The 15,476-nt window shown below is 35.8% G+C and carries 15 protein-coding genes; 4 read left to right on the top strand and 11 right to left on the bottom strand.

The features are described from left to right. Positions 1 to 1,641 (top strand): M14 family metallopeptidase (locus ABY285_RS10450; protein WP_372769789.1); only part of this gene is annotated, 1,641 nt, incomplete at its 5' end. 106 nt (positions 1,642 to 1,747) lie between these two features. On the opposite strand, the gene rimO is transcribed toward ABY285_RS10450, so the two are convergent. From rimO to ABY285_RS10485, 7 genes are all read right to left on the bottom strand, one after another. Further along, a complete protein-coding gene (gene rimO / locus ABY285_RS10455; protein ID WP_372769791.1) occupies positions 1,748 to 3,061 on the bottom strand; it encodes a 30S ribosomal protein S12 methylthiotransferase RimO in 1,314 nt (437 codons plus the stop codon). A 66-nt stretch (positions 3,062 to 3,127) separates the two neighbouring features. Next, positions 3,128 to 4,777, bottom strand: a complete 1,650-nt coding sequence (locus ABY285_RS10460; protein WP_372769793.1) for an amidase family protein — start codon at positions 4,775 to 4,777, stop codon at positions 3,128 to 3,130. Between the two features lie 97 nt (positions 4,778 to 4,874). Further along, positions 4,875 to 5,828 (bottom strand): signal recognition particle-docking protein FtsY, encoded by a 954-nt coding sequence (gene ftsY, locus ABY285_RS10465; RefSeq protein ID WP_372769795.1) that lies wholly within the window; start codon positions 5,826 to 5,828, stop codon positions 4,875 to 4,877. Between the two features lie 88 nt (positions 5,829 to 5,916). Beyond that, the gene (locus ABY285_RS10470; protein WP_372769797.1) at positions 5,917 to 6,069 is read right to left on the bottom strand and encodes a DUF4295 domain-containing protein; all 153 of its coding nucleotides are present in this window, start codon (positions 6,067 to 6,069) and stop codon (positions 5,917 to 5,919) included. Between the two features lie 9 nt (positions 6,070 to 6,078). Then, positions 6,079 to 6,264, bottom strand: coding sequence for a 50S ribosomal protein L33 (gene rpmG / locus ABY285_RS10475; RefSeq protein WP_299526746.1), 186 nt, complete (start codon positions 6,262 to 6,264; stop codon positions 6,079 to 6,081). Positions 6,265 to 6,269: 5 nt separating this feature from the next. Continuing rightward, complete coding sequence (gene rpmB / locus ABY285_RS10480; protein WP_372769799.1) at positions 6,270 to 6,509, bottom strand: 50S ribosomal protein L28; 240 nt, start codon at positions 6,507 to 6,509, stop codon at positions 6,270 to 6,272. A gap of 79 nt (positions 6,510 to 6,588) precedes the next feature. Next, complete coding sequence (locus ABY285_RS10485; RefSeq protein WP_372769801.1) at positions 6,589 to 7,833, bottom strand: competence/damage-inducible protein A; 1,245 nt, start codon at positions 7,831 to 7,833, stop codon at positions 6,589 to 6,591. A 104-nt stretch (positions 7,834 to 7,937) separates the two neighbouring features. Here ABY285_RS10485 and ABY285_RS10490 point away from each other — a divergent pair, with 104 nt between their 5' ends. Next, positions 7,938 to 8,351, top strand: a complete 414-nt coding sequence (locus ABY285_RS10490) for a hypothetical protein (protein ID WP_372769803.1) — start codon at positions 7,938 to 7,940, stop codon at positions 8,349 to 8,351. 307 nt (positions 8,352 to 8,658) lie between these two features. Here ABY285_RS10490 and ABY285_RS10495 read toward each other — a convergent pair whose 3' ends face one another. After that, on the bottom strand, positions 8,659 to 9,270 hold the full coding sequence (locus ABY285_RS10495; protein ID WP_372769805.1) for a fumarylacetoacetate hydrolase family protein: 612 nt from the start codon (positions 9,268 to 9,270) through the stop codon (positions 8,659 to 8,661). Positions 9,271 to 9,322: 52 nt separating this feature from the next. Then, positions 9,323 to 10,162 (bottom strand): 1,4-dihydroxy-2-naphthoyl-CoA synthase, encoded by an 840-nt coding sequence (locus tag ABY285_RS10500; RefSeq protein WP_372769807.1) that lies wholly within the window; start codon positions 10,160 to 10,162, stop codon positions 9,323 to 9,325. Between the two features lie 173 nt (positions 10,163 to 10,335). Here ABY285_RS10500 and ABY285_RS10505 point away from each other — a divergent pair, with 173 nt between their 5' ends. Both ABY285_RS10505 and ABY285_RS10510 read left to right on the top strand, forming a co-directional pair. Next, positions 10,336 to 11,526: an alpha/beta hydrolase gene (locus ABY285_RS10505; protein ID WP_372769809.1), complete on the top strand. Its 1,191-nt coding sequence runs from the start codon at positions 10,336 to 10,338 to the stop codon at positions 11,524 to 11,526. Positions 11,527 to 11,756: 230 nt separating this feature from the next. Further along, positions 11,757 to 12,911, top strand: a complete 1,155-nt coding sequence (locus ABY285_RS10510; protein ID WP_372769811.1) for a C1 family peptidase — start codon at positions 11,757 to 11,759, stop codon at positions 12,909 to 12,911. A gap of 84 nt (positions 12,912 to 12,995) precedes the next feature. On the opposite strand, the gene ABY285_RS10515 is transcribed toward ABY285_RS10510, so the two are convergent. Then, positions 12,996 to 13,421, bottom strand: a complete 426-nt coding sequence (locus tag ABY285_RS10515; protein ID WP_372769813.1) for a DNA-binding protein — start codon at positions 13,419 to 13,421, stop codon at positions 12,996 to 12,998. A gap of 3 nt (positions 13,422 to 13,424) precedes the next feature. After that, a complete protein-coding gene (gene menD / locus ABY285_RS10520) occupies positions 13,425 to 15,113 on the bottom strand; it encodes a 2-succinyl-5-enolpyruvyl-6-hydroxy-3-cyclohexene-1-carboxylic-acid synthase (protein ID WP_372769815.1) in 1,689 nt (562 codons plus the stop codon). Positions 15,114 to 15,476: the final 363 nt, after the last annotated feature.

Below are 15,476 nucleotides of genomic sequence, written 5' to 3' on the forward strand. Positions count from 1 at the left end.
TGGGCTTATTTCACAAAAGAACGCTTTGATTTGTTATATCCAAGTTATGGTGATACCTATCCCACCTTTATGGGGGCCATTGGAATGACTTATGAACAAGCAGGTGGAGGAAGCGGCGCCTTGGGTGTTACCATTGAGAATGAAACCGTTCTAACCTTAACTGACCGGGTAGCGCACCATTTTACCACGGGGATTTCAACGGTAGAAATGACTTCAAAAAATACCTCAAAGCTGCTAACGGAATTTGAAAAGTTTTTTGACAATTCCAATTTAAGATACAAAAGCTATATTTTAAGAGGAGATTATGAAAAAATGTTAAGCCTGAAAGCACTTTTAGACAAACATGAGATTCAAAGTTTTGTTTCGGAAGGGAAAAAATTGAGCGCTTATGATTATGATTCCAAAACCACAAAATCATTTCAAACCTTAAAAAAAGATTTAATTGTTTCAACCCATCAGCCAAAAGGTAAAATGGTGAAAGCATTGTTTGAGCCGGAAGCCAAATTATCGGATTCCGTAACCTATGACATTACCGCCTGGAGTCTTCCATTTGCTTATGGTTTACAAGGTTTTGCCGCTGAGACTGAAATTCCTTTCCTTGAAAACAGCCAACTTCAAACTGTAAATTTTAGCAATACTATAAGCAAAGATGCTTATGCTTATATCGGTAAATATAATGAGGTTTCAGATGCACAATTCTTAGGCGATTTATTGGAAAAAGGAATTCATGTTCGTTATAGCCAAGCTGATTTTTCAATAGCCGGGAATCAATATGCCAAAGGTTCCCTGATTGTTATGAAGGGCGAAAATAAAAAGATTCAAAATTTTGATGAAATCCTTATTGAAACCGCCAACAAACTTAATAAAAATGTAACTGCGGTAAAATCAGGTATGGTAACTACCGGTTTTGATTTTGGCTCAGGCAACGTTTCAATTATTCGTCCTAAAAAAGTAGCTATTTTATCGGGTGAAGGCACCTCTACTTTAAATTTTGGGGAAATCTGGCATTTTTTCGAAACCGAACTAAAATATCCGCTGCACGTGCTCAATACTCAAAATTTCAAGAGATTGGATTTGTCTAAATATGATGTTTTAATTTTACCTGAAGACTATAAAGCTGATAAAGAAACGTTTGAGGTCCTCACAGAATATATCACCAACAAAGGAACCATCATCGCCATTGGAAGTTCCGTTTCAAATTTTGCAGATAAAGAAGGTTTTTCCTTAAAAAAGAAGCCGACAAAAGACAGTTTAGCCACCAAACAAAATATTGTTCCTTACAATCAACGGGAACGTGAAGCATTAAAAAATACCATTACCGGAAGTATTTTTAAAAGTACTGTAGACAATACACACCCACTTGCTTTTGGATATTCGCGTCATTATTACAGCTTAAAATTAAGTGATGTTGCGTACAACTTGTTGAAAGAAGGTGTCAATGTTGCTTATTTCCCTGAAAACACTAGCAATTATTCTGGATTCGCAGGTTCCGATGCGTTAAAAAATGTGCCGAATTCCCTATTGTTCGGTATTGAAAACAAAGGAAAAGGAAAACTTATTTATATGATCGACAATCCGTTATTCAGGTCGTTTTGGCAAAACGGAAAATTGTTTTTTGCCAATGCGATTTTCTTGAATTAATTTTATTTCTTCAATACTGAAAACAATAAAAAGGTGAGCTTAAGCTCACCTTTTTATTTAATTTGTTGATTTTTTGAGTTTTTAATTGTTAATTTTCAATTATTCATTAACTAACAGGTTCCCCGTATAAGTCAAATTCCGTGGCTGACGTAATTTTTATATTGGCAAATTTCCCCACTTGCACATAATTGCTGGTCGCATCAATCAACACTTCATTGTCCACATCGGGTGAATCAAACTCCGTTCTTCCAACAAAATAATTTCCGTCTTTTCTGTCGATAAGCACCTTAAAAGTTTTGTCCACTTTTTCCTGATTCAATTCAAAAGAAATCTGGCTTTGAAGTTCCATAATGTCGTTAACACGTTGTTGTTTTATTTCTTCAGGAACATCATCCTCCAAATTTGCAGCGTGCGTATTTTCTTCATGTGAATAGGCAAAAACGCCCAAACGTTCAAAACGCATTTCTGCCACCCAATCTTTTAATTCCTGAAATATTGCTGCAGTTTCTCCCGGATAACCAACAATCAACGTCGTTCTGATCGCCATATTCGGAACAGATTTTCTGAACTCCGCAATTAAATTCGTTGTTTTTTCGTGTGAAGTTCCCCTACGCATCGACTTTAAAATATCATCATTGATATGCTGTAACGGAATATCCAAATAATTACACACTTTTGGTTCATTGTGAATGACCTCTAATACATCTAACGGAAAACCTGTAGGGAATGCATAATGCAAACGAATCCATTCTATACCGTCTATTTTTGCCAATGCCGTAAGTAACTCGGCCAGAGCTCTTTTTTTGTATATATCTAATCCGTAATAGGTTAAATCCTGAGCGATTAAAATCAATTCCTTGATTCCTTTCCTGGCCAATTTTGTGGCTTCAATCACCAAATTTTCAATCGGCGTGGATACATGTTTTCCACGCATTAACGGAATCGCACAAAACGAACAAGGGCGATCGCAACCTTCCGCAATTTTTAAATAAGCATAATGCGTTGGCGTAGTAGTTAAACGTTCTCCTATTAGCTCATGTTTATAATCGGCCTCCAACACTTTTAATAAGTTTGGTAAATCGTGCGTACCGAAATATTCATCAACATTGGGAATTTCTTTTTGCAAATCCGGTTTATAGCGTTCACTTAAACAGCCCGTAACATACACTCTATCAACCTCGCCCAATTCTTTTTTATTGACGTAATGTAAAATAGTATTGATCGATTCTTCTTTTGCATCGCCAATAAAACCACAAGTGTTGATGACCACAATATTTCCGTCATCATTTTCATCTTCATGAACCACATTTTTGTTGTTCGCCAATAATTGCCCCATCAACACTTCGCTGTCGTACACATTCTTGGAGCAGCCTAAGGTCACTACATTGATTTTATTCTCTTTTTTTGATTTGGTTCTCATCTCTTTTCTTTAAGGATGGCAAAAGTACTACTTTTCAAATTGATAGCATAAAATAACCTAAACTCTTTATTTGTAGTTCTCTGGGCCTTTTCTGACTTTCGTTAATTGTTCAAAAGCATAGCCAAATTGCAATAATTTTTGTTCCTGAAAAGGTTTCCCAATAAACGTTAAACCAATAGGCTCTCCTGTTTTTTCATACCCCATCGGAATTGTTAAGCAAGGATATTTCGCTACTGCCGCAAATCCGGCATGATAATTATTTATTGATAAAACCGCATCGAGCCGGTATTTGTCCATTGGCGTTTTAAAAAACTCAATGCCATCGGTCTTTAATTGTTGTTTGATCCCCTCAAAATCTACCAATGAAGTGGAATCATTTACAATACCTTCAAATAATTGCTGACCGTAAGGCGCTCTTTTAATTGAATCTGCCAGATTTAATTTGATTACCTCCTCAACCGAAGAAATTGTTAGGCTTTTATCGGCGTTATTTTTCAGGTATTTTGGCAAATCAACCTTCATATCCATATTTAACAAGGTTAAAAAGCCTTCCAAATTAATTTGCGGCGGTTCAAATTCAATAATTTTCGCACCTGCTTTTTTTATCTTATCTACGGTTGCCGCATAAACAGCATCGCTGAGCAACGATTTTATAACGCCAAATCTTTTCCCTTTTAAGCTCGATGAAGTTAACTCATCCAGATAATCAATATGCTCTGAATTGTTTTTAGTTGCAGCATCTTCTGCGTCTTCACCGGTCATTGCCGATAATAAAACAGCATTGTCAATCACACTTTTCGTCATTGGGCCAGGCGTATCCAAGGTGCTTGAAATTGGAACAATCCCCGTTCTGCTCAACAAGCCTACCGTTGGTTTTAACCCAACTACTGAATTTTTACTGGAAGGCGATAAAATAGAGCCGGAAGTTTCCGTACCAATAGCAGCTACCGCAAAATTTGTCGCAACCGCAACGCCGCTGCCCGAGCTGGAACCACCCGTTTCAAATATTTTTCTGCCATAGGGATTTAAAGTTTGTCCGCCCATAGCGCTATAACCAACCGGACAACCTTTACAAAAGAAGTACGCCCATTCGCTCAAATTTGCCTTTCCTAAGATAAGGGCGCCGTTTTCTTTTAAACGTTTCACAATAAAAGCATCAGCGGTATTTGCATTTCCTATTAAAGCAAAAGCACCTGCAGTTGTTGGCATTCCTATAGTATTGATGTTGTCTTTTAATAAAATTGGCAAACCATAAACGGTATTTGTTACATCATCAGGCCTGTTTTTATCCTTTTCCCTGGCTTCCTCCAAAATTTCAGGATTTAATGTGATGATACTGTGCAAAGCCAAATCATTATTGCTTTCATATTTTCTTATTCGGTACAAGTAAAAAAGCACTATTTTCTCATAGCTTAAGATTCGGTTTGTTACTGAAGTCTGTATGGAAGGAATATCCCTTTCAACGATATAAGGCTTTAGATTTTCATAATCTATTTCAGAAAAATAAGAGAGTTCTTCTTCAAAAGGTTTAAATATGGCATTCATATCTAAATATTTGGACTGAATCAATTTAAATCTCATCCGCTCAATTTCATGGCTTTGCTGTTCGGCAATTTCTGACGTTTCATCATAGGGCGTAAATAAAACAGGCGCTTCTTTCTTTTTACAAGAAGAGATTATGAATAGAAGTCCTAAAATAATCAGTGCTTTTTTCATTATTTTTTTGATATTTTTCATTAATCACTAAAGGTATGAAAATAAAAAAACCTCTTATCGTTTAAATAAGAGGTTTTTTTATTTTTTTAAACTTTTTCTATTTGAAAAAAGAGTCTACAAATTCAATTTTGTTGAACACCTGTAAATCGTCAATTCCCTCGCCAACGCCAATATATTTTACCGGAATTTTAAACTGATCTGAAATGCCAATCACCACGCCACCTTTAGCCGTACCATCTAACTTGGTTACCGCCAGTGAAGTTACTTCAGTAGCTAAGGTAAACTGCTTTGCCTGTTCAAAAGCATTTTGTCCGGTAGAACCATCCAACACCAATAAAACTTCATGCGGTGCATCAGACACCACTTTTTCCATGACCCGTTTTATTTTGGTCAACTCATTCATCAAGTTAATTTTATTGTGCAATCTGCCCGCGGTATCAATAATCACCACATCGGCATTTTGGGCCACGGCAGATTTTAACGTATCAAAAGCCACGGAAGCAGGATCGCTACCCATATCCTGACGGACAACCGGAACGCCTACCCTATCGGCCCAAACTTGTAACTGATCTATCGCTGCAGCACGAAAAGTATCCGCCGCACCCAACACTACTTTTTTGCCGTTTTTAGTAAATTGTGCGGCCAATTTGCCAATGGTGGTTGTTTTTCCAACGCCATTAACGCCAACAACCATAATTACATAGGGTTTTTTATTCGAAGGAGTCGTAAAGTCAGTTTCATTTCCCGCATTGGTTTCGGCTAATAAAGCGGCGATTTCTTCCCGAAGAATTGTATTTAATTCGTTCGTTCCCAAATAATTGTCCTTTAAAACCCTTGCTTCAATGCGTTCAATAATTTTAAGTGTGGTCACTACGCCCACATCAGAAGAAATTAGCACTTCTTCCAAATTATCCAATACCTGATCATCAACCTTTGATTTTCCTGCAACCGCTTTTGACAGCTTCGAAAAAAAAGTCGTTTTTGTTTTCTCCAGACCTTTGTCCAGGGTTTCTTTCTTTTCTTTGGAAAATAATTTATTGAATAAACTCATTTTTTAAAAATTACTACTGTAAATATAAAAAAAAACTACTCTCAAAAAATTGAAAGTAGCCTTAATCGTTAATCTGTAAAACAAATTTTTATTTTTTGTCTAAGAATGCTTTTACGTTTAAAGGATCCATAATAGCTTCAACAAAAGTGTAAGCTCCTGTTTTTGGAGATTTTACCATTTTTATTGCTTTTGATAATCTTTTTGATCCTGTTTGTAACGATGCTACTGATTTCTTTGCCATGATCCTATATTATTTAATTTCTTTATGAACGGTCATTTTTTTCAAGATAGGATTGAATTTTTTAATTTCCATTCTATCTGGGGTATTCTTTTTGTTCTTGGTGGTAATATACCTAGAAGTACCAGGTAATCCTGTACCTTTATGTTCAGTACACTCTAAAATTACTTGAATTCTATTTCCTTTTGTCTTTGCCATCTCTATTATTTTTTATAAAAACCGTTATCTACTGCTTTTTTCAAAACAGCGGAGATTCCTAATTTATTGATATTCTTTAAAGCAGATGTAGATATTTTTAAAGTTACCCATTTATCTTCCTCAGGAATATAAAAACGCTTTTTAATTAAATTAGCGTCAAATTTTCTTTTAGTTCTATTCAATGCGTGAGAAACATTGTTTCCAACCATTGCTTTTTTTCCAGTAAGTTCGCAAACTCTTGACATATTTCTGTACCTTTTTAGTATATTCTCAAAACGAGATGCAAAATTAATTCTTTAAACTTGAATACACAAACTTATTTTGCTAGTTTTTCAAAATTTCTTTCCTCAGCAATTCCAATGCTTTATTTGAAGCACGGCCTATTACTTTTTCTCTTGGTTTTCCAAAGAAGAATTCTTCCGAAAAAACAGTTGTTGGCGTGGCGATGGCAATAAAAACCGTCCCTACGGTTTTATCAGTATCATCAGCTGTAGGCCCAGCATTTCCGGTCGTTGCTATGGCATAATCGGTCTTGTATTTTTGTTGAATTCCCTTTGCCATCGCCTCAGCAGTTTGGGCACTCACCACCGTATTTTCCGCTATTATTTTTTCAGGCACATTCAACTCCTTTATTTTTATGATTTTGCTGTAAGCTACAATGCCTCCCACAAAATAGTTTGAAGCGCCCGGAACCGATGTAATTATTTTAGCGATATTTCCTCCGGTACAACTCTCCGCCACCGACAAAGTCTGCTTTTTTTTAGTTAATAATTTCCCAATAGCCACTTCAATCGTCTCATTCTCTTCAAAACCCACAATAATATCGGGAATTAATTTTACCAACTTGTCCATTTCTTTTGAAATACCTTCGCTAAGCATCTCCATTGTTGCCCCTTTTGCGCTTAATCTCAAACGAACGCTTCCGAAGGATGGCAAATAAGCCAACCTGATGAAAGATGGCAAATTAGTTTCCCAATCTTCAATTTTCTCTGCAAGCATACTCTCCCCCATTCCATACGTTAAAATGGTTTTATGCAGAATAAATGGCAAATTGAAGGTCGCCTGCAATTTAGGCAATACGCTTTGCGACATCAAACCTTTCATTTCAAAAGGAACTCCAGGCAATGAAACAACCACTTTATTTTTTTGATAAAACCACATTCCCGGTGCGGTCCCAAAGTCATTTTTTAAAGGGATGCAAATTGAAGGAACCAAAGCTTGATTTTTATTAACCTGGGTAAACGGATAATTTATTTTGGCAAACAGCTGTTGTATGTGCGTTTCAATTTCGGCATTTAAAACCAAAGTGTCGTTAAAATATTCGGCCAGCGTTAATTTGGTGATATCGTCTTTTGTAGGACCTAATCCACCCGTAATAATAACAATGTCGGCATTGGATTGCGCTTCTTTTACCGCTTTTAAAATGTGCAGCCTGTCATCTTGAACAGTCGTTATTTGATATACGGAAACGCCAATTTTGTTCAATTCCTCAGCCACCCATTTTGAATTTGAATCTAAAATTTGTCCAATTAAAATTTCATCTCCAATAGTTATAATCTCTGCTTGCATTTCTTTCACTATATTTGTGATAAAAGTAGTAATTAACACGCAACCTTTTACGAAAACAAGCATCTATTTTTTATATACTATAACTGAAAAAACCAACTACAGCTATGACTACTACTAATCAATTAAGCGACAAAGAGCTTTTAGAGCAATTAGAAAATTGTTCGTTGAGCCCTGAGTTATTTACCCATGAAACCATGTTAAGACTTGCATGGATTTTAATCCAAAAACACGGATTGGAAGTTGCTATTGTTAAAAACAACACCATAAAAGAAAAATATTTTAAAACCGCCTTAAAATGCGACAAGTTCAATAAAACTTTGACGAAGGCCTATGCTGAAATTTTATATTACTTTATGACGAAATCAAAAGCGACTAATTTTGAGAAATTATTGCGGGAATTTCCACGATTGAAGTACGACTTTCAAAAATTGGTAAAAACGCATTACGGCTACAATATTTTAAAAGAGCATCGTCAGGAAGAACCAAAGGATTTTAGACCGCTTTTATTTTCATTTTAAGCATTTATACCAATTAAACATTCAAATGTCGCATAAAATTCGTTTCTTTTTAGCTCATTTGTCGTTATAAAATGGAACCGTATCTTAGGTTATGCTTAAACCGGCCGGCCGGCAGGTTTTATTTCTAAACTGAACTAAAAATAATCCAAATTTTTAACACAACATTTAAAAATTCAATTGGTATTATTTTATTGCGTAAAAAACAATCGGAAATAGCATTCCTAATTGGACTATAAAATGATTTGAATACAAAAAACGCACCTAAAAAAGCACGTTTTTATTTAATAAGCGGCTATAAACTACCTGTTTATTTTACAGTAATACGAAAATTTTCAACACCGTTGAGAATCCCAACCAATATATCATTTTCAGCAACTTTACCAACGCCCTCAGGAGTTCCCGTAAACAATACATCTCCTTTTTTGAGCGTAAAAAACTGAGAAACATAGGCAATAAGTTCATCTATTTTCCAAAGCATGGCATTTGTATTTCCATCTTGAACAACCTGATCGTTTTTCTTCAATTTAAAGTTTAAATTATTTAAATCCCCAAGACTTTCTTTTGGAAAAAACGCACCAATTACAGCACTGCCGTCGAATGCTTTTGCTTTTTCCCAAGGCAACCCTTTTGCTTTGCAATCATCCTGAACATCACGTGCGGTAAAATCGATTCCCAAACCAATTTCATCATAATAGGTATGCGCAAATTTTTGGTTGATGTATTTTCCGACTTTATTTATTTTTACCAATATTTCCACTTCATAATGAATTTCCTTAGAGAATGGCGGAATAAAAAACGGTTGATTTTTGGTCAATATGGCAGAATCGGGTTTTAAAAATACAACCGGATTCAGCGGTTTTTCATTTTGTAATTCGGCAATATGTTTTGCGTAATTGCGCCCAATACAAATTATTTTCATTTGTGTTTATTAAAAAATTGAAAGATTTAAATAATTGTTAATTATTAATTGCTTAAGGTATCCATTTTTTCTCAAAATCGGGTTTTCGTTTTTCCAAAAAGGCATTTCTACCTTCCTTTGCTTCTTCTGTCATATAGGCCAAACGGGTTGCTTCACCTGCAAAAACCTGCTGTCCCACCATACCGTCATCTGTTAAGTTCATCGCAAATTTCAACATTCTTATAGAAGTTGGCGATTTTGCCAATATTTCCTGTGCCCATTCATAGGCAGTATCTTCCAATTTTTCATGAGGAATTACAGCGTTAACCATTCCCATATCACAAGCTTCCTGTGCTGAATAACTTCTTCCGAGAAAAAATATTTCCCTTGCTTTTTTTTGTCCGACCATTTTAGCCAAATAAGCTGAACCATAACCACCATCGAAACTGGTGACATCAGCATCGGTTTGTTTAAAAATGGCATGGTCCTCACTTGCCAAAGTCAGGTCGCAAACCACGTGCAAACTATGTCCGCCGCCCACAGCCCAGCCCGGTACCACTGCAATAACCGGTTTAGGCATAAAACGAATTAAGCGCTGAACCTCCAATATATTTAATCGATGATAGCCGTCTTCCCCAACATAACCCTGGTGGCCGCGTGCTTTTTGGTCTCCGCCGCTGCAAAAAGAATACACACCGTCTTTGGTTGAAGGCCCTTCCGCAGAAAGCAAAACCACCCCAATTGAAGTGTCTTCCTGAGCATCGTAAAACGCCTCATATAATTCCTTTGTGGTTTTGGGTCTGAACGCATTTCTTACATTGGGTCTATTAAACGCAATTCGTGCAACGCCATTGCATTTTTTATAGGTAATGTCTTCAAATTCCCTGACCGTTTTCCAATTAATTTCTTTCATTTTCTTTTCAATTAGAACGTAAAAATAAATCATTTAAGTGATTTAAAAAATTATAACCTTAAAACTTGGGGGTACTTATATTAAATGCCTAAAAAATGATTTTATAAAATGTGAATTCAATTTTATAACTGTTTATGATTTTGGCTTTTAAAAAAAATACATAACTTTAAGGCATGATACTACAACTTCTTAAAAAAACCGGATTCATAGCACTTGCATTGATCCTTTCAAATGCTGTTTTTTCCCAAAATACCGAATTGAAGAAATTCAATTCGAAGGAATTAAACAACGATCGTTATTTAAAAATTTACGTTCCGCCAAGTTATGCAAGTGATTCCACAAAATTATACCCGCTTACTATTGTGTTGGATGCAGAATATTTATTCGATGTTTACGTCGGTAATTCCATCCTTTTTTCGACAAAGGAAAAAGCACCGGAGCAAATTATTGTGGGCATCAATCAAAACCAGTACAATGAGCGCTATAAGGATTGCTCCTATTCCAAAGAAAACAGTTTACCAACGAAAGACAGTGATGCTTTTTACAGGTTTATCAGAGGTGAATTGCTCGATTATTTTGAACAAAATTACAGAATCTCCCCTTTTAGAACTATTGTGGGCAACACGCTCACAGCAAATTTTATCAATTATTTTTTATTGGAAGATTATCCCGGATTTAATGCTTTTATAGCCATTAATCCGTATTATGCAACTGACATGCCTGCTTTATTGCAACAAAAAATCCCATCTTTAAAAGAGGAAAACAGGTATTATTATTTGTCCAATGGCACTTATAATCCGGAAAACTGGAAAACTGCCATAAATACCACCAATGCGCTGCTGGGAACTGCCAATAACCCAAAATTTAAATTTAAATATGAATTCTTTGAAAACAGCAGTGCTGTGGCGTCGATAGGACAAACCATTCCAAGTGCGCTTGCCTATATTTTTGATTTGTATTCGGCGATTTCAAAAGAAGCGTATGAAAAAAACATCAAAGACTTGTCTCCTCCCGATGCCATTGCTTATCTGGAAAATAAATATATTGAAATCGACTACTTATTCGGAAGCAATCTGAAAATAAGGGAAAGCGACATTTTTGCTATTGAATCCATTATTTTGGATAAAGAAAATGGGGATTATTTAAAAGATTTTGGAGAAATGATCAACAAACTATATAAGGAGTCTCCAATTGGTGATTATTACATCGGACGCTATTACGAGACCGGCGGTAAACTTAAACAAGCATTGTCCTATTATAAAAGCGGTTATATGAAATTGGCTGAAGGAGATCCAAATGCTGATGGTTATTACCAAAATATAGAAAGGGTTCTTCAAAAACGAGACGGAACATATCAGGAATAAAAAACCTCCTAACCCCCAAAGGGGGAATTGATAAGTATAAAGGAGAAAGTGTAAAGTTCAAAGAATAACTGGTCAACACCAATCAGGGAAGTTCAGGTTAAAGTATAAAGAAAAACCGGACAACACTAATCAGGAAAGTTTAATAAATAAAACTTAAATTCGCTCCTCATTATTCAGGCATCAAAACATAAAAAGGCAAAAAACTTATCAATAAAAAATAAAAATCCCAAATGAAAAAAATATTAATTGCAATCGTATTAATTAGTTCAACTTTCTTTTACGCACAGGAAAATGCCGTTGTAAAAGTTAACATTCCAAGTGAACAAGCCTATCAATTTACACCCATTGTTGATATTGAAGCCTCTGCTGTAAAAAGTCAGGGGAAAACCGGAACATGCTGGAGTTTTGCAACTTCCTCATTTTTTGAATCTGAAATTTACAGAACTACAGGTGAAAATATTGATATTTCTGAAATGTACACTGTACGCAATACTTATCCGGCAAAAGCATGGAATTACATCATGCGTCAGGGTACTGCTCAATTTGGCGAAGGCGGCTTGTCTCACGATGCGTTAAATTCAATAAAATTAAACGGATTGGTTCCCGAAAGTGCCTATTCCGGATTGCTCCATGATGCGGCCAATCACGATCATTCAAAAATTGTTCCCGAACTTCAGAAAGTACTGGATGCGTATATTAAAAATGACAAAAAATCAACGGCAAGAAGCTGGAAGATTGCCACAGATTCCATTTTGGATGCAAATCTAGGTATCACTCCAGAAAATTTCCTATACAATGGTGTGGTTTACACACCAAAGTCATTTTTGGAGATGACCAAACTAAATACTTCAAATTATATTACGCTGACTTCATTTTTACAGCAGCCATTTTACACTACTTTCATTTTAAATATTCCCGACAATTTTGCAAATGGCACTTTTTACAATATTCCACTTGATGAGTTGGTCAATGAAGTTGATAAAGCACTGGAAAAAGGTTATTCTTTGGCATTGGATTGTGATGTTTCAGAAAAAACATTTTCTCAAAAATATGGTGTTGCCGTTGTTCCTGAAAATATTGAAAATAATGAAAAAGCGATGACCTACATTGTAGAGGAAACTACCGTTTCGCCTGAATTCAGACAAGTGGAATTTGAAAATCACAACACCACAGACGACCATTTAATGCATATTGTGGGTCTGGAGAAAGACCAAAACGGAACCGAATATTACAAAGTGAAGAACTCCTGGGGAACGGCAGGCGAGCGCATTGGCAACGGAGGTTATGTATATATGAGCAAAGCCTTTTTCAGGTTGAAAACCATTTCGGTGATGGTAAATAAGGATGCAATCAGTGATGTCCTAAAAGGAAAATTGAATATATAGCTTCGCAGAAAAAATCAATAAACAAAAAGGCTGTTTAAAACTTTTACATTTTTAAATAGCTTTTTTTGTTACTTATTATATTGTTCAGGCGTTTTTAAACAACGTAATTCCCTCATCACTTATGGTAATCAATTTTTGTCTGAACAAACCTCCAACGGCATTTTTAAATGCTTTTTTGCTCATTCCCAATTGGTATTTGATCTCCTCAGGCGCAGTTTTATCGGTCAATGGCAAAAAACCTTCATTTTCTTTAAGGGCTTTCAATAATCTGATTTCATAGCTCACAATGGTTTGTTTAAAACCAATAGGCTGCAAACTCACATCAAGCTTCTCATCTTCCCTTATTTTTTTAATGTAGCCGATTAGTTGCTGCCCTTCATGAATTTTTTGAAAGAGCTCATTTTTGTAAAGCAATCCTTCAAATTCCTGATTTACCAAAACTGTAAAACCCATTGCTGTGTTTCTTACAACCAATAAATCTACCTTATCTCCTATCTTTAATTCTTCCATGATTTATACTTTTAAATTGTTGAAATATGCTTTTAATATGTTGTCGTTTTCTAACCTTGGCGTAAAAATTTCCAATACTTTAGGAAGGCTGCTTTCTTCATAAAAGTCAGAAAGTTGTTCCTTTAATTCCCCCTCATCCTTTGCCGTACGGTATTCAAAATGATACATTTTACATAAATGTTCTGCCGTTAAATGGTGTGGTGTTTCAAAATAATCCAGCGCACCGGATTGTTGTGGCCCAGGAATAAATCTGAAAATACCGCCACCGCCGTTATTAATCACCATTATTCTGAAATTATTTGGAATGTAGCTGTTCCACAATGCATTGCTGTCGTAAAAAAAACTGACATCACCTGTGATAAACAAGGTGTTTTCTTTTACTGCAAAAGCTGCGCCAATCGCGGTACTTGTGCATCCATCAATTCCGCTGGTTCCCCTATTGCAAAAAACACGCAATGATTTGTTAATATCAAACAGTTGCGCATAACGGATTATTGAACTGTTGCCTAATTGTAATTGTGAATTATTTGGAATTGAAGGTAAAATTTTACTGAATACTTTTAAGTCTGAAAATGCACAATTCGAAATAAATTCCTGGTGTTTTTGCAATCTGACTTCTTTTTTATGCAACCAAAATTTTTGGTAATTGCTTTCTTTAGGCTTTGTTAAAAAGAAAAACTGGCTGAAAAACAATTGCGGCGATACCTTAAAATGATGTTGCAGACAATGAAAAGTATCATAGGCTCTTTTGGCATCAGCGTGCCAATGGTGTTTTGGTTTGTGGTTGCGCAACTGTTCCTTTATTTTTTTTGAAACAATCATTCCACCCAAAGTCAACAGGATATCCGGTTTAAATGCAGCTAATTCATCTTCCGCAAAAGGAAAAATTAATTTATCGATGCTGTTTATAAATTTCGGATGGGAAACATTGGCTGTGTTTTCAATCAGCACCAAAACCGATGGATCTTTCGCTAAATGTTCCAATTGTGTTTGCAGCAATTCATCAGGAAAATGTTCACCTACCAAGACCATCTTTTTTGAAGAAGCATTCCAGATATCTGCGAATTTCTGAAGGGCATTTACCTCCAGAGGAGTTTCATTCAACAAAGATTTTTTTTCAGGCAGGACTATTCCCGACTTTAATTTTTTAACCTCATCTTCAATTGTTTCTGCAGCTATTTTTTCATATAAAGGATCCTCAAAAGGCACATTAATATGCACGGGACCTTTTTTGTCTATTGCTGTTTGAAGTGCTTTTTTAATAAGTTCTCTGTCATTTCCACCCCCTAAATTTGCGCTGAACAAAATATGATTCCCAAACACGTTTTCCTGACGAATTGTTTGTCCGTCCCCCACATCAATCAAATGCGCAGGCCTGTCTGCCGATATAACCACCAAGGGAATATTATTGTAAAAGGCTTCTGCAATTGCAGGATAATAATTCAACAATGCCGAACCGGAAGTACATAACAAAGCCACCGGTTTTCTGGTTTGCTGCGCAATTCCCAAAGCAAAAAAAGCAGCACTGCGCTCATCAACAACCGACAGTGTTTTACATTTTTCTGATTCGTTAAAACCAATAATTAAGGGCGCATTTCGGGAACCGGGTGAAATCACAATATGTTCAATCTCATTCACTATACAAGAAGCTATGATAAGTTTCGCTAATTCTTTCTTTGGATATTGTGGCATTCAGTGGATTGATTAAAGATGCAAATTTAAGGAAAGTTATTTCAGTAATTCATCAATTTGTTCATCATTTACGACCTTAAAATAAAAAAATTCTTGAAACCGACTATCCTCGAGGCAGAACCATAGAGGTATTTTTGACGGTTTCATTTTAGCCTCAGGGCCAAAACTGAAATTTTATATTTTGCCTCACCCGGAACTGCGAAAAGGCAGTTCCACCCTCTCCAAAGGAGAGGTAAATCGGAAACCCCGGGGCAAAGCCGTCGGGAAAATATTTAGATTAAATAAATTTCTTCAAGAGATAAAAAAACAGGTTCCATAATTTTTTTGACTTTGAATAATGTTAAATTCCTGTTTTTATGACAA

The organism is Lutibacter sp. (genome assembly GCF_041555395.1).
GTDB lineage: Bacteria > Bacteroidota > Bacteroidia > Flavobacteriales > Flavobacteriaceae > Lutibacter.